The 24,947-nt window shown below is 44.3% G+C and carries 23 protein-coding genes; 4 read left to right on the plus strand and 19 right to left on the minus strand.

The genetic code is table 11. From position 1 onward, the window contains the following. From ycfP to hinT, 6 genes are all read right to left on the minus strand, one after another. Entirely contained in the window at positions 1-540 is a 540-nt protein-coding gene (ycfP, locus tag ACED48_RS10925; RefSeq protein WP_017057022.1) for an alpha/beta hydrolase YcfP, read from the minus strand. Between the two features lie 111 nt (positions 541-651). Beyond that, positions 652-1,506 (minus strand): phosphotransferase, encoded by an 855-nt coding sequence (locus ACED48_RS10930; RefSeq protein WP_017057021.1) that lies wholly within the window; start codon positions 1,504-1,506, stop codon positions 652-654. Between the two features lie 155 nt (positions 1,507-1,661). Then, positions 1,662-2,252: a penicillin-binding protein activator LpoB gene (gene lpoB / locus ACED48_RS10935; protein WP_017057020.1), complete on the minus strand. Its 591-nt coding sequence runs from the start codon at positions 2,250-2,252 to the stop codon at positions 1,662-1,664. 115 nt (positions 2,253-2,367) lie between these two features. Continuing rightward, complete coding sequence (locus ACED48_RS10940) at positions 2,368-2,751, minus strand: YcfL family protein (RefSeq protein WP_017057019.1); 384 nt, start codon at positions 2,749-2,751, stop codon at positions 2,368-2,370. After that, positions 2,751-4,142, minus strand: coding sequence for a COG3014 family protein (locus ACED48_RS10945; protein ID WP_017057018.1), 1,392 nt, complete (start codon positions 4,140-4,142; stop codon positions 2,751-2,753). The genes ACED48_RS10940 and ACED48_RS10945 overlap by 1 nt, the downstream gene beginning before the upstream one ends. Positions 4,143-4,404: 262 nt before the next feature. After that, positions 4,405-4,755 carry a purine nucleoside phosphoramidase gene (gene hinT / locus ACED48_RS10950; RefSeq protein WP_004736268.1) on the minus strand — a complete coding sequence of 117 codons (351 nt, stop codon included), beginning with the start codon at positions 4,753-4,755 and terminating at the stop codon, positions 4,405-4,407. Positions 4,756-5,032: 277 nt separating this feature from the next. Here hinT and ACED48_RS10955 point away from each other — a divergent pair, with 277 nt between their 5' ends. Both ACED48_RS10955 and ACED48_RS10960 read left to right on the plus strand, forming a co-directional pair. Then, entirely contained in the window at positions 5,033-7,024 is a 1,992-nt protein-coding gene (locus ACED48_RS10955) for a methyl-accepting chemotaxis protein (protein WP_017057017.1), read from the plus strand. A 195-nt stretch (positions 7,025-7,219) separates the two neighbouring features. Beyond that, positions 7,220-8,386, plus strand: coding sequence for a DUF1887 family protein (locus tag ACED48_RS10960; protein WP_017057016.1), 1,167 nt, complete (start codon positions 7,220-7,222; stop codon positions 8,384-8,386). A gap of 192 nt (positions 8,387-8,578) precedes the next feature. Here the strand turns inward: ACED48_RS10960 and udp are convergent, their stop codons facing one another. The 4 genes from udp to ACED48_RS10980 all read right to left on the minus strand — a co-directional run bounded on the left by udp (position 8,579) and on the right by ACED48_RS10980 (position 14,148). Continuing rightward, positions 8,579-9,337, minus strand: coding sequence for a uridine phosphorylase (udp, locus tag ACED48_RS10965; RefSeq protein ID WP_017057015.1), 759 nt, complete (start codon positions 9,335-9,337; stop codon positions 8,579-8,581). 300 nt (positions 9,338-9,637) lie between these two features. Then, positions 9,638-11,989, minus strand: coding sequence for a zinc/cadmium/mercury/lead-transporting ATPase (locus ACED48_RS10970; protein ID WP_029627074.1), 2,352 nt, complete (start codon positions 11,987-11,989; stop codon positions 9,638-9,640). Positions 11,990-12,143: 154 nt separating this feature from the next. Beyond that, the gene (locus tag ACED48_RS10975; RefSeq protein WP_102506288.1) at positions 12,144-13,604 is read right to left on the minus strand and encodes an MATE family efflux transporter; all 1,461 of its coding nucleotides are present in this window, start codon (positions 13,602-13,604) and stop codon (positions 12,144-12,146) included. A gap of 127 nt (positions 13,605-13,731) precedes the next feature. After that, the gene (locus tag ACED48_RS10980) at positions 13,732-14,148 is read right to left on the minus strand and encodes a CBS domain-containing protein (protein ID WP_017057011.1); all 417 of its coding nucleotides are present in this window, start codon (positions 14,146-14,148) and stop codon (positions 13,732-13,734) included. Positions 14,149-14,566: 418 nt separating this feature from the next. Here ACED48_RS10980 and ACED48_RS10985 point away from each other — a divergent pair, with 418 nt between their 5' ends. Continuing rightward, positions 14,567-14,863 carry a hypothetical protein gene (locus ACED48_RS10985; protein ID WP_017057010.1) on the plus strand — a complete coding sequence of 99 codons (297 nt, stop codon included), beginning with the start codon at positions 14,567-14,569 and terminating at the stop codon, positions 14,861-14,863. A gap of 121 nt (positions 14,864-14,984) precedes the next feature. On the opposite strand, the gene ACED48_RS10990 is transcribed toward ACED48_RS10985, so the two are convergent. Then, entirely contained in the window at positions 14,985-15,941 is a 957-nt protein-coding gene (locus ACED48_RS10990; protein WP_017057009.1) for a glycosyl transferase family protein, read from the minus strand. Between the two features lie 255 nt (positions 15,942-16,196). Between ACED48_RS10990 and ACED48_RS10995 the strand changes: the two genes are divergently transcribed. After that, positions 16,197-16,691 (plus strand): peptidylprolyl isomerase, encoded by a 495-nt coding sequence (locus ACED48_RS10995; RefSeq protein ID WP_017057008.1) that lies wholly within the window; start codon positions 16,197-16,199, stop codon positions 16,689-16,691. Positions 16,692-16,772: 81 nt separating this feature from the next. Here ACED48_RS10995 and ACED48_RS11000 read toward each other — a convergent pair whose 3' ends face one another. From ACED48_RS11000 to ACED48_RS11035, 8 genes are all read right to left on the minus strand, one after another. Then, positions 16,773-17,639: a DMT family transporter gene (locus tag ACED48_RS11000; protein ID WP_029627073.1), complete on the minus strand. Its 867-nt coding sequence runs from the start codon at positions 17,637-17,639 to the stop codon at positions 16,773-16,775. A gap of 127 nt (positions 17,640-17,766) precedes the next feature. Next, on the minus strand, positions 17,767-18,636 hold the full coding sequence (gene cyoE / locus ACED48_RS11005) for a heme o synthase (protein ID WP_371692183.1): 870 nt from the start codon (positions 18,634-18,636) through the stop codon (positions 17,767-17,769). A gap of 8 nt (positions 18,637-18,644) precedes the next feature. Then, positions 18,645-18,956, minus strand: a complete 312-nt coding sequence (gene cyoD, locus ACED48_RS11010) for a cytochrome o ubiquinol oxidase subunit IV (RefSeq protein ID WP_017057005.1) — start codon at positions 18,954-18,956, stop codon at positions 18,645-18,647. Continuing rightward, entirely contained in the window at positions 18,956-19,573 is a 618-nt protein-coding gene (gene cyoC / locus ACED48_RS11015; RefSeq protein ID WP_017057004.1) for a cytochrome o ubiquinol oxidase subunit III, read from the minus strand. The genes cyoD and cyoC overlap by 1 nt, the downstream gene beginning before the upstream one ends. Beyond that, positions 19,563-21,638, minus strand: coding sequence for a cytochrome o ubiquinol oxidase subunit I (gene cyoB, locus ACED48_RS11020; protein WP_017057003.1), 2,076 nt, complete (start codon positions 21,636-21,638; stop codon positions 19,563-19,565). Before cyoB ends, cyoC begins: the two co-directional genes overlap by 11 nt. A gap of 5 nt (positions 21,639-21,643) precedes the next feature. Then, positions 21,644-22,540 carry a ubiquinol oxidase subunit II gene (gene cyoA, locus ACED48_RS11025; protein ID WP_077680639.1) on the minus strand — a complete coding sequence of 299 codons (897 nt, stop codon included), beginning with the start codon at positions 22,538-22,540 and terminating at the stop codon, positions 21,644-21,646. Positions 22,541-23,283: 743 nt separating this feature from the next. Continuing rightward, positions 23,284-23,808, minus strand: a complete 525-nt coding sequence (locus ACED48_RS11030) for a lipocalin family protein (protein WP_017057002.1) — start codon at positions 23,806-23,808, stop codon at positions 23,284-23,286. Positions 23,809-23,957: 149 nt separating this feature from the next. Next, entirely contained in the window at positions 23,958-24,920 is a 963-nt protein-coding gene (locus tag ACED48_RS11035) for an AraC family transcriptional regulator (protein ID WP_017057001.1), read from the minus strand. Positions 24,921-24,947 lie beyond the last annotated feature (27 nt).

Below are 24,947 nucleotides of genomic sequence, written 5' to 3' on the forward strand. Positions count from 1 at the left end.
TTAAGCGTTTTTGAAAGCACTTATTGTCTGAAGGTGCTGAGAAATTTTTTTGAACTTATGGCTCTCTTTCTCATCCCAAATAACATCGTAGTAGTCTTCAAGCGCAGCTGCAGTCTTTGTATTATCATGAATTTCATCAGCACGAGAAAGTATAACTAAGCAACGTCCTTTATTCTTCATGCGATACTGAGCAACACACTTAGTTGCGATATCTTCGTACTCTTCGGGGCGATCTATTCGGCCAACCATGTTGTTCTCAGGTTCCAAATTAGGGTTGAACAAGACCTGCTTAATCCCACACAAAAAACCAATACGCTCAGACCAAAAACCCCCTAAACCCACGCCACAAATGATTGGATGTGGATCATCGGATTGCTCTATCACTTTATGCACTTCTTTAAGTAAATGTTGCATATCGTGTTTGGGATGCAAAGTACTGTAGTTAATAAAACGAACATCATCATCAATGAATTGCAGCTGCAATATCTTTTCGTGATTGCCGGGACTCGTAGAGTCGAAGCCATGCAGGTAAATAATCATTTGTACCTCCCTTATTGAATACTGGTACGCTTAGATTAATCTAACATGAAAAGTAAGGTTTTAAAGTAAAGAGAAATAAAATTAGATTTTTTTCACTTCCTAAACGTGAACCTAATTACAGAAAGTGCGGCTAAGATCTTCCGCTTCCTCTACGTAACTACCGTCTCCCCATAACTGATGTGCCAATAAATACCATAGCATTGCCATCATTCGACAGCGTGGTAACCATTGATCTACCCCGTCCACCCAGGTCTGCACATCATGGATGTCTCGCAGCTGACAATACTGATGAACGGCTTCAGCGATAGGCGCACCGGCAACAGAGATGGTTAAAGCCAAGTCTAATCTTGGGTCTGCCAACGCTGCGTATTCCCAATCAATGATTTTGATTCCGTCGCGACTCTTCACGAGGTTATAACCACCCAAATCAAAATGACACAGAGATAAACCAACACTTGAGATGTTCGGAGCTGATCGCCATTCTTGATAAATAGTAGTATAGGTTTCGTTCTTGTGTGCATCATCAAGTTGAAGCCAGTAATGGTCAACTCGTGCGGTGAAGCTAAACGGTTGGAGTGGTAGTCGCTTGGTGTTAACTAAATGCACCGATGTGAGTGTTTTTAAGAGGTGATATAGGTCTAGCCCCTCATATAACGTATCACCTGCTACCCACTCGACTAGTAACCCGTGCTGATTAACCAGTATTGGGCTTGGGCCAATACCAAGACGTTCTATGGTAGACAATACTTGGTACTCTTCATGGCGAGAGATAAAAAAAGCTTTAGTGATCGGCGTAATCGGGCGCCAAACATACGCTTTCTCGTCTGCGGAAACCAATTTCCAACATCGATTAGTCAAACCGCCTGTTAAGGTCTGCGCCCTGATTGGTGGCTCAGAAAAGTAACCATCAAGCGAACTCAGACTGGTATCAAGAAGCTTAGCCTCAGACCAAGAAAAAATTGCCATTGTTTATTCCCTATAAACGTCTTCAGTTCTTACAAAAAAGACACTGACCAAAAGCCAGTGTCTCTTCATAAAACAGCATTTGATCTGTTGTATTGGCGTATGGCCAAGCTAAACACTGTCAATACTGGCTGCGTTGAGTTAACAAGTAAGCGAAATTAAAGACCCAGTAGGCTCTTAGATTGTTGCTTCCGGATTTCAGTCTCATCTGCCCATTCAATCAAACCAGACTCAAGATCCATTAGACGCATCGTCATTTTGTAGTAAACATCTCCATCGCTACCGTCTTTCTTTACAATGCTTGATAGGTTGCCGTACAACATATATTGCGCACCGACCATTTTACCAAACTGGATTGCTGAGCTTTGGTTTACCAACTCATCATTATTTTGGAAATTCAACTGGTCACGAACAGACTCTACACGGTCCATATCAACGAAGCGAAACTTGCCAGAGTTCAACATCTTAGTACTGATAGTGTCAGTAATTGACTCTGTATCGATGTGCTCACTGGTTTTGTTCTTGATTCGCTCTACAAACACGATTGGACGCTGCTCACGAGTGATGTAAGCCACAGAACCAGAAGCCATCATGCTATCGACCATTTCGCCCGCAATCGTTTGAAGGTCAGTTGAACCGAAATCGATTGTCGTGGTTTCTACTGCTTGTGCATCACCGTAGCTTACCTTGTTTGAACAACCACCTAAAATAACCGCTAAACCTAGTAACGCAATGACACTCTTTTTCATGTTATTTCCTTAACTTATCACTGAGTGGGGTGACCCTCACTCTTAAATTCTTGTATTAGCGAATCAATAGTTCTTCTTTTTTGATCCCTGTTTATTTTAACTTTGTTCTGATGAGTTACTGCTCTCGGAACTGAACTCGGAACTGAGTTGCCTTCGGGTTTACCGATACTTCTGACAACGAAATACTTTCAAAGCCACGAACAATCGCTTGCTTCCAAGGGCCTTGTTTTAGGTTGACCTCAAGCCCTGCATCGTCGTACCAATAGAAACGATAGAGGATATGTTGATCGCCTTTATAGTTGCTGTTTAAACGAACGATTCCTCGTGTATGACCATCAATTTGGTCGGTGCGAATATCTTCAACCATTAAACGGCTGCCCAATACCTTGTCACCAAAGAATACGTTCTGAGTCAGGCTATCAACCCTTACGCCAGCTGTATTATCAGCACAACCAGCTAGAGCTATAACCGCTGCTAAGCTCACTAACCACTTTTTCATTACAGCCTCCCTAGCTGTTTATGCCACATTGTTGCGTTGTTTCCTTGTCGAGAAATCCAAACCACGGTGGTCTGCCCTTCTCGAATATCAAAGTCATACGTTTTCACGCCCGCTTCTAACGTATATTGACCGCTACTTGCTACAAACGTGCTGCTCTTAATCTCAGCTGGTAACGATTGCCAACTACGAGTATCTGGTTGTTCGGTGAATACATTCCACACATTGAACAAAATATTACCAACGTCGTTGCCTTTAGTTGCTTCTTTTCGGATACGATCTTTTGCCACAACACGCAGAGCCTGACGAATTACAATAGTCGTCAGGCGTTCAGATAAATCGTTCTGAGCCATTGCGTTTACGTCCGTGAGCAAGTGTTCTTGCAACGGCTGCCCACTGATTCGTAGGGCTGGAAAACGCTCTACACTCTGACTTGGGTAATATGGCAGCGCCAGAGAATATACCGCTCCCTGATCTCGACTGTCATAAATAGGTAAATCCAATCGCCAACTGTCCATTGCTTGAACAGCGCTTTGCTCCTGAAGCACAATCACACGGCCTTGACCGTTGCCAAGCTTAGACGGTTGCTTGTAACGCTTTTCAAGTGTCGCTAAATCTTGTCTCATTCCTAAACGAGCGGCTGTCACCATCGTTCTATCAATTACTTCTTGGTTCTCTGGCATAACCGCTAAAGCACGTCGATAGTCGACATAAGCGCTGTTTAAATCGTTTGAAGCTTCATAAAGCAATCCAGACAAAAACATCAAATATGCATTCTGAACTGACTGTAACTTCTTACCCGCATCCGGATAATTGGCAAGGATGCTACCGACATTGGCAGACAAGCCTTGCTTCTTCGCATCGTTAGCGGCTCTTTCTAGCTCAGCTTCACGTTGCTTCTTTGCTTGTTCTTGAACTTGGTTGGCACGACGCATTTCGATCACCGCACCTTCTAGATCGTTCTTCTTGAGGTAGTTTAAGCCAAGATAAAGATGAAGAAAGCCTAACTCGTAATCGGGCGGCACATACTCGGTAATATTATCGTTGACAGCCAACGCACCCACGCTGGTCGCACTGTCTGAAATAGAGATCACGGCTTTGTTTTGTTGCTCTTTTACGGCCTGATCGGCCAATTCAAACGAAGACTTACTCTCAGGGTACTTTTGATCGAGCAGATTAATTCTGCCTCTTTCAAAGTTATCAAGGATGGCGCCTGCCGCGTAATCTGGTAACTCTTGTTGAGCCTCTGAATAATCTCCAGACTTCACCGCTTGATAGATAGCTTTGTTTTGTGCGCTGTAATGACTGAACAGGCTGCCTGCAGACATACTTGCACATCCCGCGGTCAACGCCGATAACAGGGCAATGGAAGCGAATCTAAACTGTTGCTTCACTTATCGTCTCCGTGCATGTTTCAAATGCCAACTTTAGTTGTCTCATTATCAAAACGAAACGTGTTGTAAAAAGGATCTCAAGCCACTTGAAACCCTACTGATTTAGCCTCTACCTAGGCGATGCCGACATTCAGACAACAGATAGAACTAAAAGTTGGCATACAAACTACAAATTTTCCAACTAGCTGTTTATGTGAATCAACTAATTGGCGAGTTTTCGTTAGCTCATTAGCTTTTTAACCAACTCATCAACTTGTTTTGGTTAGCTCATAAGCAACGGACCAAGCGGACGGCCACCCACTAAGTGCATGTGAATATGGTAAACCTCTTGACCACCATGAGAATTACAGTTCACGATAAGACGATAGCCATCTTCTGCGATGCCTTCTTCTTTTGCTAACTTACGAGCAACGGTAAACATGCGCCCCATCATCGCTTCATCTTCGACTTCAACATCGTTGGTTGTTGGAATCAGCTTGTTTGGGATAATCAAAATATGGCTAGGAGCGCGAGGGTTAATATCGCGAAACGCCGTTACTAAGTCGTCTTGGTATAGCAGATCTGCAGGAATTTCTTTATTGATGATCTTACTAAAGATGGTTTCTTCAGCCATGTTTTTCTCCGATAAAACATTTACTTTTTAATGTTTTGAGTATGCGCTATGCCGCAACAAACCACAATGAATCCGCTTTAAAGCTTAATAAAAAACACCGTTCAAATCAAAGAAAACGAGCTTTAGATCTCAAGAATGGCATATTGGTTATAACTGAGGGTTATTTTTGACGTGTGCGTCATAAAATGCGTACGCTTAGCTGAATAGAATGCTGATAATTTTGTTAGTTTTACTTTGACCTGACATTGGGTCTGCATTTTAATTTAGGGAGAAAGCCATGAAGGGATCTGTGATCAAGCGTATGTACGCTGGCTTCGCACTGATCATCATCATGTTTGCCGTCACGATAACCATTATGATGAACAGCATGAATCAGATACACAGCAATTTCGAGAGTGTCTCTGAAACCTCATTACCGCTTGTTGCGCTTTCAAATCAAACGAGTGTTCAACTGCTTTCAGCTGATAAATCGTTTAAAGATTTTTTAACCACCCAAAATACAGAGCGCATGTCTGCAATGCGTACAGAATTTGCTGCATCGAAAGATGCTTTTTCTGAAGTACTCGGAAGACTCTCTGTAGCAAGCGGCAATAACGCGGCGCTCGTAGACCGTATTACACAGCTAAGAGCAATGGAAGAGCGCTACTTTGCAGAAGCAGCTGAAGCCATGAGCAACTACTTGGCGATGTTCGAAGCACAAGAACAAGTACAAAAAGCATCACGTGACTTCCAACGCCTACATTCAGAATTAACGGTTGGCATGAAAGAGTACGTTGCCGACCAAAAAAGCATCTCTGTAAAAGTGATGGCAAAGAGCTACTTCATTAAACTGCAAGACGCAGAAGTCATCACCTCTGATGCACTTGCTAGCTCTGATGTTGCCTTCGTTCAGAAAGCCGTTAACCAAAACAAAAAGGCCGTTACTCACCTCAACTACGCTTATCGCGGCTTATCAACGCAACTGCCGGCACTTAAAAATGTTTTTGATGAATCGGTTCAAAAGTTCACCAAAGACGTTGGCCAGAAAGGTGGCGTACTAGACAAACACAACAACTACCTGCAAGCAAAACAAGCGCTGTACGTCAACATCGCTAACCTTGCGGTGGAAATTGACCAAGCGATGGCCGTGTTAGATTCATTCAACGTGACCGCAGAAGAGCAACTTAACGCTTCACTGGCAGACGCGAGCAGCATTTACGACAAAGGCCTATTTAACGCGATTGCGATTGGTATTGTTGTAACAGTATTCGCTGCAGCAATCGGTTACCACATTGCACACAGTGTAAGAGAGCCATTAACTCGTATTCTAGGGACCTTGGAAGGCCTAACTGAAGGCGATATGACTCAACGTATCGACATTCGTTACGACAACGAATTCAGCCGTGTGAGCCGTCACATCAACACCTTGGCCGACAACCTACACAATATTCTTGTGAAGCTGAATGATGCTTCAGATGACTTAACGAAGACCGCAAGCGTAAACCAGAAGACGTCTTCTGAAACGCAGGTGCAACTGAACAACCAACGCGAACAAACTGCAACCGTTGCGACGGCGATGACAGAAATGTCTCATTCTGTGCAAGAAGTGGCGAACAGTGCGCAAAGCTCATTAGGCATGGTTCAACAAGTCGAATCAGCTTCTGAATCTGGTCGTCAGATAATGAACACTAACATCAGCACTATCAATCAACTTGAAGTTCGTCTGACTGAATCTGTCAGTGCGGTGGGTGAACTGCAGCAAATGAGCAGCAAGATTGGTTCGATTCTGGATGTAATTCGTGGCATTGCCGAGCAAACTAACCTCCTCGCATTGAATGCGGCGATAGAAGCGGCACGAGCGGGTGAGCAAGGGCGTGGTTTTGCGGTAGTAGCAGATGAAGTTCGAGTACTGGCACAGAAGACCACGCAATCAACATCTGAAATTGAAACCATGATCAGTAACCTGCAATCAAGTTCGAAAGCGGCTAGCAACGTAATTGAAAGCTGCATGAATGATATGGACATGTCGGTTGAACAAGCTTCAAGTGCCAATAGTGCGATGGAAGAGATTCAAGCATTAATAATGGAAATCAGCCATATGAGCACACACATCTCTCAAGCTGCTGCTGAGCAGAGTGAAACCTCTGGGGATATCGCGCGCAACATCGAGGACATCAACCACATCGCAGATGCAAGTTACCAAGCGATGTCATCGATTGCTGAAGCGAGCCAAAACCTAACGATTCTAGCGAATCAACAGGGTGATTTGGTTCATCAATTCAAGCTATAGATAAACGAAGAATCGATAGATATTTACTGCAATTCTAGAGACTTGCTACCCAATAGTGGTAACTAATTGAACAAGGGCAACTTTTATCAAGGGTTGCCCTTGTTTTCCATGAGCTTTGTCATTATATGATTACTATGGCTTGCTGCTTTTCGTTTTCTTTCCCCTTTATGAGCGAGCCGCTATTAAGGAATTTATATGGCTGTTCATGTTGGTATTATCGATCAAGACCCCATTCGCTTGATCACCCCACTACTCGATAACCGAACGACCAGCACTCATATTGTGTTTATCGGTGACAAGAATCAAGCAAGTATGTATCAACGCTTGCACAACGTTTTGCAAAAACGCGACATTACGAGTGAGTTTTTCGAAATCCCGACGATCGTAAACACGTCGGCTATTAAGGAATCTATCCAAAGCTTAGCAGAAGACCTCAAGGCACGTGGCCAAGAAGTCAAGCTCAACGCTAGCTGCGGCCTACGTCACCGCTTACTTTCCGTTTACGAAGTCTTTCGCACTTATCATTGGCCCATTTTTGTAGTTGAACCAAACAGCGACAAACTGTGCTGGCTCTACCCAAACGGCAAAGAAGATACACAAGTCCAAGACCGTATTACTATCGATGACTACCTGACGGTATTTGGTGCTCGTGGTGAATTCAGCGACGTAAAACTGTCTCCTCAGCTTGATCAAAAACTTTATGAACTGGGTGAGCGCTGGGCAAGCAATGCACTAGAATTAGGCCCTGGCCTTGCGACATTAAACTATCTAGCAACGACCTGCCGTAAAGAACAGAAGCTTGATGTTGGACTGTCTGAGAAACAACAAGGCTACCGTGAACTGAACATGCTATTGAACGATCTGGTTGAAGCTAAGATTGCGACTTACAATAATGGTATTTTGACCTTTGCCAATGAAGACGCGCGTCGCTTCTCAAACGGTGAATGGTTGGAAACTCTGGTTCACAGTACCGTGAAACAAATCCAAGATGACATGCCGACAATACAAGACCGTTCGTTGAATGTTCAGGTATACCGTCAGCTCGGTGAACGTGAGGTTCGAAACGAGCTTGATGTTGCATCAGTGGTGAACAATAAACTGCACATAATCGAATGTAAGACCAAAGGCATGCGCGATGATGGTGATGACACCTTATATAAACTGGAATCGCTAAGAGATTTATTGGGTGGCCTGCAAGCACGTGCAATGTTGGTGAGCTTCCGTCCTCTCCGTCATAATGATATCACTCGTGCTGAAGACCTTGGATTAGCATTGATTGGCCCTGAAGAATTGAAAGATCTCAAAACACACCTAAAAGCATGGTTTACAGCGGCTGGTGGTAACGAAGATTTAGAGTGCTAATCTGAAGAAAATTGAGCAACTCGTTCATCAATAAGTAAAGAAAAAGGCGAACGGCTTAATTAGTCATTCGCCTTTTTTGTGCTCGTTTACTTTTATTTATCTTAATAAAAAATGGCCGCATCTTCCGATTCGGCCATTTTCAAAATCTTTCTGATACTTTAGTTCATCTAAAACTAAAGCATAAAGTAATGCTTAAAGCATTTTACGGGCAGCTTCTACAACGACTTTGATTGAGCGTGCTTCAGTCACTTTTAGAGTGTCGTGATCAGGCGTTTCTTTTTGAGTACGGTTGATGATGACACCAGCAACACAACCCGCCTTCAAACCAGAACTTGCACACATTGTTAGTAGTGTGGCTGATTCCATTTCAAAGTTTAGAACACCCATGTCTTGCCATTCTTGCATAGAACCTTGGAAACGCTTAACAACGCGACCAGAGAATGTATCGTAACGCTCTTGACCTGGGTAGAAAGTATCACTTGAAGCGGTTACGCCCATGTGAACGTCTGCACCTGATTCTTCAACTGCCGCTTTCATCGCCGTTGCAACATCAAAGTCAGCAACCGCTGGGAACTCCATCGGTGCGAAGTGCAAGCTAGCACCGTCTAGACGAACAGAACCAGTTGAAACAATCATATCTCCCACTTTTACGTGTGGTTGGATAGCACCCGTCGTACCAACACGTAGGAAGGTGCGAACACCAAGTTGAGCAAGCTCTTCAACTGCGATAGAAGTAGATGGGCCACCAATACCTGTTGAGCACACCACAACTGACTTGCCGTCTAGCTCTGCACGGTAAAGTGTGTATTCACGGTGGCTAGCAAGAAAGACTGGATTTTCCATCTCTTCTGCAATTTTTTGTACACGAGCAGGATCACCAGGGATGATCGCAAGAGTAGCACCGTTAAGATCTGCTTCAGTAACACCTAAGTGGAAAACAGCTTGAGACATAGTTCGCTCCTTTTGGCTTATTGGGCTTTTTACCCTTATTTAAGCTCATAGTAAATTCGTGGGGTACGCACACACTCTAACTAAGCTCACTACAAAATGAAGTGACACTCATCACACCAATGATCGCAACAAAGTTCAATGTTTCACGAAAAACCGATTGGCATCACAAAAAACAAGCAATACGTAAGTCTATGTTGCATATTAATGAGACAAGAGCGCCTGTAACGCATTATCGCGAATAACGTACTATCGCTAAAGGCGCCGCTTAAATTAAGAGTGTTCTATATAAGCGATCCGAACTTAATCCGCTTTGGATTTAAATCGAAGCAGACGTAGAGCATTCAGTGTAACTAGAGCGGTCGCGCCAGTATCAGCCAACACCGCAACCCATAAACCAGTAATCCCAAGCAAACTGGTCACCAAGAATACGGCTTTTAAGCCAAGCGCGAGTGCTACGTTTTGACGAATATTGTTCATGGTTGCTTGCGATAGCTCAATCATCGCCGGCAGTTCCGTTAAGCGGTTATGAGTCAGTGCTGAATCCGCCGTTTCCAAGGCCACATCAGTCCCCCCGCCCATCGCTATACCCACATTAGCGGTTTTCATCGCTGGCGCATCATTAATACCATCCCCGACCATCGCAACATGCGATTGTTGAGAAAGCTCTTCAACATAAGACACCTTGTCACTTGGAAGTAAGCTCGCCTTGTATTGCATACCAATCTTGCTACTTATAGCAGCCGCACTGCGTGGGTTGTCACCCGTCAGCATGATAGATTGAATACCCAAGTCGTTAAGTCGTTCAATCGCAACCTTAGCGTCACTGCGTAACGTATCTTGCCACGCAATCAATCCAATAGGTGTCACTTGATTTGTTGATTCTTCTTGATGCTTAAGCTCTAGAGCAATAACAACCGTCTTACCCTCGCCTTCTAGAGCTTCTACCTGAGACACAACATCAGTATCAAGATCGAAACTGACTTTAGAAGGAGCCAACACTTGGTATTTAATGCCATCGACATCACCTTCGACACCACTACCAATCAGCGCCTTTTTATTGTGTGATTCTGGGATGTCTATCTTCAGCTCTTTTACTTTCGCCACCAGCGACTGCGCCAATGGATGAGTAGAACCGACTTCAATAGCACCCACTACGCGTAACATTACGTCTTGCTGCCAACCCGATAGAGGCTGAATATCGGTAACCTGAGGTTTCCCCTCCGTCAATGTACCCGTCTTATCGAAGGCAATCGTTTGAATTTTGCCAAGTTGTTCTAGTGCCGCGCCGCCTTTAATTAGCGCACCACGTTTTGCCGCAGCAGCCAAACCAGAAGTAATGGCAGCCGGCGTTGAGATAACCAGGGCACAAGGGCAAGCAATCAACAACAAGGCTAAGCCACGATACACCCAGGTTTCCCAAGGTTGAGCGAACAACAGTGGAGGCGTGATGATCACCAACAAGGCAACCAACATCATTAATGGCGTGTACCAACGGCTGAACTTATCAAGGAAGCGTTCCAGTGGTGCTTTACGAGATTCCGCCTCTTCAATCAAATGAAGAATACGGTCGATCGCATTCTCACCCTGCTTTGATGTGATAGTGATGAGAACGACTTTATCCACAACCACAGCACCAGCCATGATGCTGCTGCCTTCGATATGTTCAACTGGGACAGATTCGCCAGTCAATGCACTTTCATCAAAACTCGCGGAATCTGTAATCAGTTGACCATCAGCGGGTAAACGAGATCCTGCAGAAACTTCGATAACATCACCAGGTACCAGCTCACTCACTGCAACTTCAGTCCGTTCGCCGTTGATAATTTTAGTTGCATTCTCTGGCACCAGTGCCATTAGGGCTTGCACACCACTTCTTGCTCTTGATGAAGCAAAAGCCTCCAAACGCTCACCAATCAAGAACAGCAGTAATACCATGGCTGCTTCAATGGTTTCACCTAGATATAAAGCACCAAGAGCAGCGACACTCATTAAAGTTTCTATCGCGAAAGGTGTCCCAGATCGCGCTAATTGAACCGCCTTTTTCGCTACTGGATATAAGCCAAGTAAACAGGTTGCGGTAAATAAGCCTTCGCTGAATTGAGGTAACGAGTTTCTCAGAAGAGCAGCGATCAGCATTGAGGCTGCAATCGCTATGATTTGTAAATTAGGTTGGATATGAGCTTGCCAAAACGTCTCTGGTTGTTGTTTTTCTTTCTTCGCACCCACTTCGGTTAGTGGGAAGCCAGTTTTGATAGAGACTTGTTCAATGGTGTCAACGAGACTTTCTTTTTCGAATTTCACAACCAACTTTTCGGTAGCAAAAAGAACCTTGGCTTGAATCACACCGTCAATGTTACTGATCGCGTTCTCTATTTTTCTTGCACAAGCTGGACAGTCCATTCCGGCCACCAACCAACTTTTGGAGAATTTGGCATCGAGAGATAAGGTAGAGGAGTGACTGTCTTCCTCTCCACTATCCGATCCGCAACAATCATCTCCAGACGACGAAGACGCAGCATCAGAACTACAACATACAGATGAAGTACCTGCTGCGGTAATGCTTGAAATTTTAGGGCTAGAGCAACTTGCTCCTGCCGCTTGAGGTTGAACGTCCACTTTTGTTGAGCGGCACACTGCATGTTTTGCGCACATATTGTATCTCCTTAATACTCAAAAAGCCTTGAGGCAGTTGCTGACTGATAACAACTGAACCCTAAGTTCACCAAAAGTATAAACCTTAGAGGTAGCTCCAAGGTCAAGAAGAAATTTACAAGCCGATGAACCTTATATTAGAACATCGGTGTTATTATGATTTGAATTTTTTACATTCTTCCCGATTCGCCGACACATCATCGATCAGAACAGCATCGTGCGAACAAAATGGCGGGGTATTCAAACTGACTATCGATACATCCTCTTCACCATGATCCACTTCAGATCCTTGCATAAGCTCAGCAATATGATGACGAAGAACCAAGATCCCCAACAATCCAAACAAAATATTACCTAATGCTTGTCCATACAACACGCCTAACGCGCCATACCATTGTGAACCCAAGTACACGAATGGCAGAGTACCTAATGTCGCTTTACCTAAGTTAAGCGCCGTCGAGTAAAGTGGTTTACCTAGGTTATTAAAAGAAGTATTCGCTACAAATAACGCACCATTAAAAGTAAAAGTAAAGGCAACATAAGTACAGAAAGCAGCAACAATAATGGCCGCATCCCCCTGAAGGCTAAAGCCTTGAATCACGTAGCCCTGAACTAAATACAACACAATACAAACAGCAATGGTGTAAATCGTTGCCACTAGCAAAGAGTTATTCAATGTTTCTTTAACTCGGTCCATTCTTTCAGCCCCGAAGTTCTGACCAATGATTGGTCCCACGGCGCCGGATAATGCAAAGATAGCGGCAAAACAAACAGGCGTTAAACGACCAATGACCGCAAAACCAGCAACGAAATCCTCACCATATTGTGCGATACCTGTCGTCACGATCGCATTACCGATCGGCGTTGCTGTATTAGCAATAATGGCTGGAATTGCGATTGTCAAAATAGGGCGAATATTAATACGCCACTGCCCTAAAGAAGGTGGAGCAACCAACTGATGACTACGAATAAGAGGATAAAGCGAAAAGAAAAGAACCGAAAAACGTGCAATGACAGAAGCAATTGCTGCCCCTTCTATGTTCCAACCAAAACCAAAGATAAATAGAGGGTCTAAGATCGCGTTCACGATACCGCCTGACAAAGTCGCCCACATCGAACGCTTTGCATCACCTGCCGCTCTTAAACCAGCACCTGCCGCCATCGCCAGGGCTAGAAATGGCCCACTTGGCAATAAAATTTGTAGGTAAGCTTGAGCCCGTTCTGCCGCAACGCCTTTGGCGCCAATGGCAGTCAGCAACTCAGGGATATAAACGAACATAACCGTAGCCACCGTCGAACTGATGACAAACGCAGTCAACATAATACTAACACTAAGGTTTCGAGCTTGGTCTCTGTCTTTGGAGCCTATCGCTTTCGATACCAGGGCACCCATGGCAATTGAAGTACCAATCGAAACTGAAGTGGCGAAAAAAGTGAGTGTACCTGCAAAACCAACTGCCGCAGCCAATTCAACCTGTCCCAACATACTGATGAACAACATATCGAGTAAATCGACAACAAATAACGCCATCAAACCAACAGAGCCGGCTCCCGACATCATCAATATATGGCGCATCGTCGAACCTTCCACAAACTTTGCAGTTTGATTTGACATGAAACCTCCAAAAGCTGAAATACCACAAGCTAACGATCTACAAAGAAAAGCTCTACAAAGAAGAAAAGACGCTAATGCGCCTTTTTAACCTAGAATATTGGAAGGTATAATCGTTCGTATTACACGACTACACCTGATGTTTGAAGCATTCATTTAAATTCTTGCCTATTGCTTTTAAAACATCCGATCTTGTTATCATGCCCACCAGTTTTTTATTATCAATCACTGGGTAAGCTTTAGGCTTGCCAACCTGCATCATGTCTGCCAATTCAATAATTGACAATTCAGGCGATACCGATAACACCTCTTGGTACATGCAATCGCGCACGATGTGCGTGTCTTGGCAGAAGTAGCTAACCTTGACCAGTTTATCTAATAAATCTTGTTCCGAGAGGAAACCGATAACTTGCTCGTTATCATCAATTACAGGTCCTCCCATATGAGGACTTCGCATCACTTTATCTAACGCTAGACTTAAAGGCATATCAGGAGTGAATGTCACAACCTGCTTCGTCATGTAATCTTTCACTTTTATTGAATGCATTATGTTCTCCCTAAATACTTTTCGTCATGGCTTTTCCGTCTTGTTAAGTTAATTGTTGTCTAAAATCTTGATTTTACTAAATGGATTTCAACAATTTTATTGATAGGTAAAACCTACTAAGACAAAAATGTGAGGTCGCAAAAGGCTTGAGCGTGTTTTAACATCACAAAAAAGAAAAATTTGAGCATAAGAAATCCCCCTTAGCCTGCTCATTAAATAGCGGATTCATACACATATTGTCTTGAACAAAGTTAACCAGCATTGTTATTAATGTATCGATATCGTATTTTGTAGCGAGTTTTTAAGCGGGTGACCTCTTTGACAATAGTGGAGGCTTAAATCGATATACTTCGTTCACTGGAGCACTGGTTGTGTGAACTTTGCTCTTACTAATTTAATTTCTCAAATACGGTCTACTATGCCTTTATCAACCTATTCTCAGACTCCTCTATCTAAGTATTTACCAAGGCTAAAAGCCTACTTCAATGAATTATTAGACTTCCAATCGCGTATTTGGGTTGTGCATATCTTTGAAGGCTCCATTACCGACCAATCGTTTGTGATTAACGAAGATGGCTTTAAAGAACCATTAGAGTGGATGAAAAAGCGTGACTATCAAGGGAAAATGCTTGATCGTGTTGATAAGATGAAAGTCTCGCAAGTGATTGAGATTAAGTTTGAAGACAAGATGCATCGACTGATGCGAGTTAAATAACCTTTGTAACTTAATCATTTACCGAAATACCTGTGCTAAAAAATGAGTCACAAAAAAACAAGCACAAAAAAGGCCAGCAACGACGGCTGACCTTCTCTCATTTTATGTCGTTAGTTTGCCGCTAACTTTCACAATAAGCTTCCCAAAGATACAATGCTTTTGCATAGGCTTCAGCTTTGTCATGTGTTTCTGCAAATAAAATAGCCGTCATACTGTCAACCACACTATTCGCCATTAGCTCCATCTCATCTTCCGGAGTACCCAAGACACATTCGGAAGGAAGAGGCAGTTCTGCGTTCATGGTTCCTTCCCAATAGAAAGACTCCACCTTTTCAGGTGAGCTCATCCAAACCGTTTGGCTAACCTTAGGGTTATATTCCGACTCGCCATTCATGCCTTTGAATGAAATTACCGAGTGGGATTTATTGCCAATGACATGCTCAACTTCAGCGTGCAACTGAGGAAAACCAGGGTGGAAACTTCCACGTAACCCTAAACGGCCACCACCTGGGTTTAATGCTCTAACTACAGTGTTGATTGGCGTCCTCAACCCATAACGGTGTTTCCAACCAATCATAGTTTGAGCTTCTGGAGCAAAATTCACTAGAGGTAGATATGCAATGCCATCAACTTCTAGGATCTGTTTCGCGTCTTGTGGATCGGCCGCTCTACGAACACCAACGAGATCTAAATAAGTCTCAACGTGTGTGCGACCGCTTGGCTTATCCATATAACCATGCATCAAGACTTTGTAGCCATTATCTGCCAATATCTTCGCAGCAAGTAAGTTCCACGGTTTACCACTCGCCGTATCGTTCCGCTTACCGGCGTAGCAAGGCCAATCAATATCAGCGCCCAAGTCAGGCACACGTGATTGGAATGCTTTTACAAAGCCAGCTATCTCTTCGTTGGTTTCATTTTGTACACGAATTAACATCAATAGCATCGCCATTTGGTCGTCACCGACCTTTCCGCTTAAATACTCATCCATGATGCGATAGGCTTGTTCGAACGATAAAGGCTTACGCCCCCTTTCCCCTCGTCCAACAGTACGAATACACTCTAAAATACTACTCATTGACTGTTAATTCTCTTCCGTAGATATCAATAAAATTTACTACGTTTTCGATTCTATGTCACTCATAGCGCATTGCAAAGCGATTCGAGCGTATAGTAATAACTGCAGTGAGTTTATTAATGATCGATAAGTAAGCGGCCTAAAGAAATATAAACCTAGCGTGGAATCCACCACTGGCATCTGCCGTGATTTTTCATATACTGCACCCTATTGAAACATTCACTACTCTGTAAGACACAAATATTGGGCACTTTTATGATCATTCTGAGCACCAACTTTGGCGATATCGAAATTGAACTCAACCTTGAGAAAGCACCTGTCAGCTCTAAAAACTTCCTTAAATACTGCCAAGATGGTTTCTACGAAGGCACCACATTTCACCGTGTTATTGAAGGTTTCATGATTCAAGGAGGTGGACACACTATCGACATGACAGAAAAACCAACTCGCGCACCCATCGTCAACGAAGCAAACCGTGGCTTGAAGAATGTCATTGGCTCTGTGGCGATGGCTCGCACAGACGCACCACATTCTGCGACAGCACAATTCTTTATCAACCTTGATAACAATGACTTTTTAGACCACACCTCTACCACAAATGCAGGCTGGGGCTATGCTGTGTTTGGTAAAGTATCTGCGGGCATGGATGTAGTCAGCAAAATCGCTGCCGCCCCAACGACCATGCGTTGGGGACATGAAGATGTGCCTTGCGAAGATATCGTGATCACTAAAGTCAGCATCAACGAATAGTTGTCAAGGAAACATAAAGACGAAGCGAGACCAACACTAATATAGAACTGAGCCTGTCACAGCCCTAATTCGCGCAGGCTTTTATTTTCGTCTCGACCATTTGATATAACAAAACAGTGAAGCAATAATCACCGTACCACCAAGCAGCTTCTGCGTTTCAACACTTTCTCCTAGCACGCCAACACTCAGTAATAGTGTCCATACAGGCTCTAGAATCATAATCAATGCAGCCACTTCCATATTCACGGAGTGTTGACCGACGGTTTGCAACAAATAGCGAATAGAGGTTGCGACCACCGCAGACACAATAAACCAGAAGATCAACGAACGAGTCATTTCAAAATCAGGTTGAGTCGTCATTGCAGAAAATGCCAAGCCACTAGCACCCACAACAAACAGCTGCACGCATATGGAAGCGATAGGTTTTATATTAGTAATCACACGCTTGTTCATCACAAAATGAATCGAGAGCAGCATCGACGCCAATAAGAAATAGATCTGACTCTGTTCGACATTCCAGCCATTGCCTAAGGTCAGTAATAACATGCCGATGATCGCAATTGGGAAAGACATCCAAAACGCACGATTAGGCTTAACTCGAAACAGAATCCAAGAAACAAACGGCGCAATGATCATGGCTAAGCTCATGATAAAGGCCCCTTCAGACAAGCTTTCGGTTACCGAAACCGCAAATACCCATACCTGCAATGAGGCAGACAGCAACAACCCCACCCCGCAAAGAGACAAGATCTGCTTAATCGAGAGCTGGCGAATATGATGAATACAGAATGGCAATAAAATAAGGCTTGCAACAAAAAATCGCACACCGATGAACACTGGCCCCGGCATTTCCAATACCACCAACTTAGATGCGATCCACCCTACCCCAGCTAGCAGGGTGGCAAATAGGAGGTAAAGTTCTCCACGCATCGATTTCACGTTCATCATTTTCAATCGTCCGATAACAAAAAAACAACCTTACTCTGCAAGGTTGCTTTTATAAAAAATTCAACAGGATCAAGATACTATCCGTTACTCAATATACCAAGTCCTTTGGGCTATATCTCTATTGAAGTTACAAAAAAGGTAACGGAATCAGTTCTATCCCGAGTACGCCACTGATGCTCATCACAACCAGCAGAGAGACCTTGAAAACAGTCTTTGACCACTGAATGTAGTTTAGGCAATCGACTTTTCGGAATGTCACTTTAGTCCACATAAAGCAAACCGCTGCCGACACCGCTAGGTATTCATAACCTGCTTCTCCGAGTAGGAACAGCGCCAACGAGACTGCGCCAAACGCCACAACATACGCTTTCATGTGTTGATGTGCTTTGTCGACGCCCTCTTTCACCGGTAACACAGGAATACCTGCATCTCGGTAATCTTGAAGGCGGAACATCGCAATCGCATACGAGTGTGGCATTTGCCATAAGCAGAACATCACGAACAACAACACCGCTTCAAGGCTGATGTAATTAGTCACCGCCAAATAGCCCACCAATGGCGGCACTGCTCCCGAAATACTACCCACTAAAGTGCCGTAAACCGATGTACGCTTGTACCACATGGTGTAGAAAAAGACGTAAAACACATAGCCAAGCAACACCATGACCGCAGAGATCGGGTTAGCGAACTGAAACAGCAGCGCTGTGCCGGCTAGCAATAAAACCAAGGCATAGACGAACGCTACGTCTGTATTGATGTTGCCCTGAACCAATTCTCGATTTTGTGTGCGCTTCATCTTCTGGTCGATATCTCGGTCAAAGATGTTGTTCACAACACAACCTGATGCAATCACCAGTCCCACGCCCGCTAATGTTGTTAGTAACAACATCGCACTGGCGGGTTCTGTTTTTGCGGCGAGGAAGAAACCCGCCGCAACAGAAATCAGGTTGCCGAAAATGATGCCCGGTTTGGTGATAGACAGATATCTTTTCAGCATGCCCTAGCCTACAACTTCATGTTGACGTTCATGTTGTAGATGATCCATACCGAGCCAGCGATAAGAATCAATACAACAATGGCGGTAAACATCAGTGACACCAAGTTCCAACGTCCATCGGAAGATTTCGCTTCCATGTGCAAGAAGTACTTAAAGTGCACAAAGATTTGTACCAACGCACAACCGAACAAGATCACGTAAGTTTCCGTGCTTGGAAGCGCATGCGACCACACAATGTAGAACGGAATAATGGTGAGAACTAGTGACGCAATAAAGCCTTTCACGTAATCCGTTGCACCGCTGTCTAGATGCTGTTCCATTACATCACCCCCATTAAGTACACGATGGTAAATACACAAATCCAAACGATATCAAGGAAGTGCCAAAACAAGCTTAAGCACTGGAAACGCATCGACATGTTGTCGTTCAAGCCTTTGGTTGAAAGTTGGTGATACGCCACTGCCATCCAAATCAGACCAAACGTTACATGCAAACCGTGTGTGCCTACCAAGGTAAAGAATGCTGAAAGGAACGCACTCTCTTGAGGGCCATACCCTTCTGCAATCAAGTGATGGAACTCATACACTTCCATACAGATGAAGGCTAAGCCCAATACGAAAGTCACTTTGATCCAGCGCTTCAGTCCGGCCACATCTTTGCGCTTCATCGCAATCATGCCAAAACCGAAGGTGATACTACTGAACAGCAGCATCATGGTTTCGACAAACACGAACGGCAGTTCAAAGATGTCTTTGCCTGTCGGACCTGCGATAGATCCACTCTCAAGCACGGCATAAGTCGCGAAAAGCGTGGCAAACAGGACACAGTCACTCATCAAGTAAACCCAGAAGCCAAACAACTTATTGCCCGCAGCTTCGTGGTGATGATCATGCGAGTGTGCAAGATCATAAGTGTGTGACGGAGTATTAGCTTGCATACGTCGTCTCCAAATCATCTTTATTGTCGTTATTACCACTATCAGCGCTGTTACCACGACCAGAATGGTCGCCTTTCACTGACTGTTTCTTTGCTTCTTCAAGCTGTGCACGTCGAGCCGCTTCAATCGCTTTGATCTCTTCAACTTCCACGTAGTAGTCCACATCGTCGTTGTAGCTGTGTTGAATACACGTCACCACGATGCCCACTAAGCTTGCAGCCGCTAGCCACCAGATGTACCAAATCATTGCGAAGCCAAATGCCAACGCCCATGCAGACACATAAATGCCTGTCGGTGTGTTCTTCGGCATGTGAATACGTTCGTATTCTTCTTCCTGAGTTGGGTCAAACTCGCCACTTTGCTTTTGATACCAAAATGCGTCTATCTCATCGCCCTTAGGAAGTTTTGCAAAGTTATAGAACGGTGGTGGTGAAGATGTTGCCCATTCAAAGGTACGCCCGCCCCATGGGTCACCGGTTAGATCTCGGTTTTGGTCGCGGTCACGAACACTCACGTAAATCTGAACGAATTGACACACCACACCTATCGCAATCACGCCCGTACCTGCAGCCGCAACCGCCAGTAGTGGGAAGAACTCAGGGTTGATGTCTTGGCTCAAACGACGCGTCATGCCCATAAAGCCGAGTGCGTAAAGCGGCAAGAACGCCATTAAGAAACCGATGATCCAGCAGTAGAATGCGCGTTTGCCCCAAAGCTCGTTCAGAGTGAAACCGGTCGCTTTCGGGAACCAGTAGCCAATCGCAGCAAAACAGCCGAAGACAACACCACCGATGATTACATTATGGAAGTGCGCAATCAGGAATACCGAGTTATGCAGAATGAAATCCGCACCCGGAACCGCCATCAATACGCCCGTCATACCACCAACGGTAAAGGTGATTAGGAAGCCCACTGTCCACATCATTGGCGTGGTGAAGCGGATACGACCTTTGTACATGGTGAATAGCCAGTTGAAGATCTTAACCCCAGTCGGGATAGAGATAATCATGGTCGCGATGCCGAAGAAGGCATTCACATTGGCGCCAGACCCCATGGTGAAGAAGTGATGCAGCCAAACCACAAACGCTAAAATAGTGATAGCCACCGTTGCCCATACCAGTGAGGTATAACCAAACAATTTTTTGCGAGAGAAGGTTGCAGTCACTTCAGAGAACACACCGAAGATAGGCAAGATTAGGATGTACACCTCAGGGTGTCCCCATGCCCAAATCAGGTTCACATACATCATCACGTTGCCACCAAGGTCGTTGGTGAAAAAATGCGTGCCGATGTATCTATCCAACGTCAGTAACGCGATGGTGACCGTTAGGATTGGGAAAGAGATGATGATAAGGATGTTGGCACACAGAGATGCCCACGTGAATACAGGCATCTTCATCATTGGCATAGACGGAGTACGCATGCGCAAAATAGTCGCAAAGAAGTTCACACCCGTTAACGTGGTACCCACACCGGATATTTGCAGTGCCCATATCCAATAATCGACCCCGACTCCCGGACTTGCCTCAATGCCAGACAACGGCGGATATGCCAACCACCCCGTACGGCCAAATTCACCCAAGCCCAGTGACATGTTGGTTAGGATGATACCCACCACAAACAGCCAGAAGCTCAGGTTATTGAGGTAAGGGAATGCAACATCACGAGCACCAATTTGCAGCGGCACAATGATGTTCATCAGGCCGATAACCAAAGGCATCGCGACGAAGAAAATCATAATCACGCCGTGTGCCGTGAAGATCTGGTCATAGTGATGTGGCGGTAAATAGCCTGTCTCACCCGCTGCGGATAGCAATTGCTGACTACGCATCATGACCGCATCGGCAAAGCCACGAACTAGCATCACCATTGCGACCGCAATGTACATGAAGCCCAATTTTTTGTGGTCTACAGAAGTAAACCATTCATTCCAAAGGTATTGCCACTTACCGGCTTTTGTTACCGCATAGACCACTAAACCACCCACTAAAGCGATCATGGTTAACGTGAACAAAATAATGGGTTCGTGGTAGGGAATTGAGTCTAGAGTTAATCTTCCAAACATGACGATTATCCTTGGGTTTCCGGCAAACAGTTCATTGAACCAGGGTGCTGGGTCACGACATCAGTGAATAAAAATGGTGGGATACTGGAGAACAGAGTCACAGGTTCAGCCACACTCGGCGCAGCCAAAGAACGGAATTGCTCCCAATCTTCAATACGGTCCGGGCTTGCTTTCACTTTTTCCACCCAGTTTAGAAACGCCACTTGATCAGGCATGGCTGATGCGGTGAATTTCATTTGAGAGAACCCTTTACCACTGTAGTTCGATGCAAAACCTTTAAAGTCACCTTCGTGGTTCGCGATCAAATTCAGCTTGGTCACCATTCCCGGCATCGCGTAGATCTGCGAACCAAGACGCGGGATAAAGAACGCGTTCATGATGTTGTCTGAAGTTAGCTTAAACGTCACCGGTACATCTTTCGGGAACGCAACATAGTTAACCGTCGCAATGTTTTGCTCCGGATAGATGAACAGCCATTTCCAGTCCAGAGAGACCACTTCGATCACCATCGGCTTAACGTCACTCTCCAGAGGCTTGGAAGGCTCTAGTTCGTGTGTTGTTCGCCAAGTGATGGTGGCCAGAATCGCAATAATGATGATTGGAATCGTCCATACCACTATTTCAATCTTGGTTGAGTGCGCCCAGTCAGGTGCATACTCTTCTGTGGTGTTGCTTTCACGGTATCTATAAGCAAAGTAGATGGTCATCAGGATCACGGGGATGACGACAATCAGCATCAGCAACAGAGCCGTAATAATCAGCTCCTTTTCCTGAACGCCAACGCTACCTTTTGGGTCGAGCAATGCGGAGTTACATCCTTCGAGCATCAGGACGGTTCCCACCAAACCAATCCTCGACAGATTTGCTCTCGATAAAATGCGTTTATATCTTGAAGCTTCCATTAACTTTCTCGATGGTTATCCAGCCTCAGAACGAACGCCCGAGTACTGGTTGTCATGGTCATTAGAATATTTATGTGTTGAGCATGTGAAACGACACATCTCAAATGCGGAACTGAAGTAGCCGTGTTTTTGAATAGTTAAACTGCCAAATTAAAACGACGGTGCTGCGCAGCCGAAACATTGCCGCACGGTTAAAACCACACAAAAAACATGACTTAATTGTTACACTTTGAAATGTATTGTTACATTTGGCGCATTATGAAGAGTTGAAATGGAAAGCTCACCAAACAAACTTGGAAACTAACCTTTCATTAATGACGGCAGAATATAAGAAAGAGAACGCAATTCTGACGCGCGACAATTGCGTGCCACATGAATTAGGCCAATGCTGGTAAGGGCTTAAAGAGAGATGTATGAACAAGTAGCTCCCACCAAAGCACAAGGTAAGATCGAGGCATATTAGAAAGTGCGAATCAATGAAAACATGACTAAGATCACATTTCTGAAATCACATACCATTTACAAGGTATTCATAAACAGAGCTGTTTATTCACCCTACCTATTCATCAGTTAGATATTAGAATATTCAGTAATACAAAATTGTGGAAAGCCAATGTTGCTGTAAACGTGAAAGCAACACAAAATGGCGGGATAGAGAAGAGTTTGACAGAGAAACAACACCATAACCGAGACAAAATGCGAAGTCATAATCGGTGCCGTTGCTCAATCATATATGGGCGTATCTACTGGCTCTTGTTATGCTCCACGAAAATCAGCTTGTCAGTGTTAAAGCCACGCTCTTTAGACATCGCTTTGAACCTCTCCATGACCTCAGACGAGACTTCTGGGGTTCTAGAAAGCAGCCACAAGTAATCGGTATTTGGTCCTGAAACAAACGCGTATTGGTAATTCTCTTGGTCCAATTCAAACACCACATAAGCGCCGTAAAATGGTCCGAAGAACGACACCTTCAGATAACCCTGATAGCTGCCCTCGACAAAATACGCTTTGCCTTCCGCCTCGTTCCACTCGCCATCTTCATCTGAATAGCCGCGGTTAATTACCTTCACGCCACCATCATCACGTAGGCTGTATTCGGCACTGATGTTGTCTAAGCCACGCTCAAACGAATGGTCTAAACGAGCCACTTCGTACCATTTACCCAAGTATCTATCCAACTCAAACTGTTGAACAGGCTTTACCGTTTCGGGCATGCCCACACAACCACCCAATAAGATCACGCTAAGCAGCAATAATATTTTTTTCATCCTAACCTCGACTTGTTTTTATTAGTAATGCGAGTAAGTCTCGTGAAAACATAAACTTACATCCTTGGTAATACGTTAAATCCATTTTTATAGTTCACTTAACTGTAATTTATTCAAATCTTATGTGAATCGTTTAGTCTGCGAATGAATCAATGACGTTTCATTGCTGTTCGATATTGAGTCGGTGTCACCTGCTTATACGATTTAAACTGACGATTGAAATTGGCTTGATTGTCATACCCTACTTTCTCCAAAATCAAACTCACTGGTAATGAGGTGTTAATCAATAAATCACATGCCACATTGAGCCTAATTTTCTTTAGCCGTTGACTAAAACTCTCGTTGTAATGCTTTTGAAATAGCCGCCTAACACTACTCTCACTAATGTACAGGTGACTGGCTAAGTCGTTAACCGAGATATCGCGAATAAAGTTATTCACCAAGAAAGCTTCAATCTTATCCAGCTTATCGCTGACCTCATCTTCGTCACCTGAATTGAACATAGGGTTGATCAATTGAACTACCTCCTGATCATCAAGTAATAACGAAAACAGAGCGAATAATGTAAGAAGTTGTTGATGTGGCGACTGAACCATCACCTTATTCAACAGTTCTGTTGCTTTTTCTGCGGTAGCGGGCGAAAACTGTAGCCCTTTCTTTGAATCTTCTAGCAGTGTACGCAGCGGTTCTAGCTCCCGACAGCAGGCTATTAATTGTTCTATCCAGTCTTTTCGAAACCAAATAACATGCGTTTCACAGACTCGCGAGTCATCAGGATTCTCGTCCGAATAGATGGCATGAGGTAGATCTGGACCAACCAAAATCATGTGGTTGTGAAACACATTACTTTGGTGATGCCCAACAAGGCTATGACCAAAAAAGTGACGATGAATCGCTATCTCATACTCTTCATGTCGGTGCCAACCATAGCTTTTACTGTTCTCAATAATTCTCTTGTAACGCCATGACGTGCCAATTCGTTGTGGCACTTTTTCCAAGTAACCCTTCATTGCAATGCTCAGTGACTTTTTAATATTGAAAGTATACGTATCAAACCATCTAAATGAGAGTTTTGACTGAAAAGTATTGAAAATTGCACTAACAATACTCATCCGGTTGTCACTGCTAAATATACTGCA

Source organism: Vibrio sp. 5S239 (assembly GCF_041439575.1).
GTDB lineage: Bacteria > Pseudomonadota > Gammaproteobacteria > Enterobacterales > Vibrionaceae > Vibrio > Vibrio kanaloae.

Excerpts from the sequence above, each read along its gene's own strand:
- ACED48_RS10990 (WP_017057009.1), bottom strand. The coding sequence starts at position 15,941 with ATGAGTAGTATTTTAGAGTGTATTCGTACTGTTGGACGAGGGGAAAGG.
- ACED48_RS11030 (WP_017057002.1), bottom strand. The coding sequence starts at position 23,808 with ATGAAAAAAATATTATTGCTGCTTAGCGTGATCTTATTGGGTGGTTGT.
- ACED48_RS10930 (WP_017057021.1), bottom strand. The coding sequence starts at position 1,506 with ATGGCAATTTTTTCTTGGTCTGAGGCTAAGCTTCTTGATACCAGTCTG.
- ycfP (WP_017057022.1), bottom strand. The coding sequence starts at position 540 with ATGATTATTTACCTGCATGGCTTCGACTCTACGAGTCCCGGCAATCAC.
- cyoB (WP_017057003.1), bottom strand. The coding sequence starts at position 21,638 with ATGTTTGGAAGATTAACTCTAGACTCAATTCCCTACCACGAACCCATT.
- lpoB (WP_017057020.1), bottom strand. The coding sequence starts at position 2,252 with ATGAAAAAGAGTGTCATTGCGTTACTAGGTTTAGCGGTTATTTTAGGT.
- ACED48_RS10995 (WP_017057008.1), top strand. The coding sequence starts at position 16,197 with ATGATCATTCTGAGCACCAACTTTGGCGATATCGAAATTGAACTCAAC.
- ACED48_RS10975 (WP_102506288.1), bottom strand. The coding sequence starts at position 13,604 with ATGTCAAATCAAACTGCAAAGTTTGTGGAAGGTTCGACGATGCGCCAT.
- ACED48_RS10985 (WP_017057010.1), top strand. The coding sequence starts at position 14,567 with ATGCCTTTATCAACCTATTCTCAGACTCCTCTATCTAAGTATTTACCA.
- udp (WP_017057015.1), bottom strand. The coding sequence starts at position 9,337 with ATGTCTCAAGCTGTTTTCCACTTAGGTGTTACTGAAGCAGATCTTAAC.
- cyoE (WP_371692183.1), bottom strand. The coding sequence starts at position 18,636 with ATGCTGAAAAGATATCTGTCTATCACCAAACCGGGCATCATTTTCGGC.
- cyoC (WP_017057004.1), bottom strand. The coding sequence starts at position 19,573 with ATGCAAGCTAATACTCCGTCACACACTTATGATCTTGCACACTCGCAT.
- ACED48_RS11035 (WP_017057001.1), bottom strand. The coding sequence starts at position 24,920 with ATGAGTATTGTTAGTGCAATTTTCAATACTTTTCAGTCAAAACTCTCA.
- ACED48_RS11000 (WP_029627073.1), bottom strand. The coding sequence starts at position 17,639 with ATGATGAACGTGAAATCGATGCGTGGAGAACTTTACCTCCTATTTGCC.
- cyoA (WP_077680639.1), bottom strand. The coding sequence starts at position 22,540 with ATGGAAGCTTCAAGATATAAACGCATTTTATCGAGAGCAAATCTGTCG.
- ACED48_RS10940 (WP_017057019.1), bottom strand. The coding sequence starts at position 2,751 with ATGAAAAAGTGGTTAGTGAGCTTAGCAGCGGTTATAGCTCTAGCTGGT.
- ACED48_RS10970 (WP_029627074.1), bottom strand. The coding sequence starts at position 11,989 with ATGTGCGCAAAACATGCAGTGTGCCGCTCAACAAAAGTGGACGTTCAA.
- ACED48_RS10960 (WP_017057016.1), top strand. The coding sequence starts at position 7,220 with ATGGCTGTTCATGTTGGTATTATCGATCAAGACCCCATTCGCTTGATC.
- ACED48_RS10980 (WP_017057011.1), bottom strand. The coding sequence starts at position 14,148 with ATGCATTCAATAAAAGTGAAAGATTACATGACGAAGCAGGTTGTGACA.
- cyoD (WP_017057005.1), bottom strand. The coding sequence starts at position 18,956 with ATGGAACAGCATCTAGACAGCGGTGCAACGGATTACGTGAAAGGCTTT.
- ACED48_RS10955 (WP_017057017.1), top strand. The coding sequence starts at position 5,033 with ATGAAGGGATCTGTGATCAAGCGTATGTACGCTGGCTTCGCACTGATC.
- hinT (WP_004736268.1), bottom strand. The coding sequence starts at position 4,755 with ATGGCTGAAGAAACCATCTTTAGTAAGATCATCAATAAAGAAATTCCT.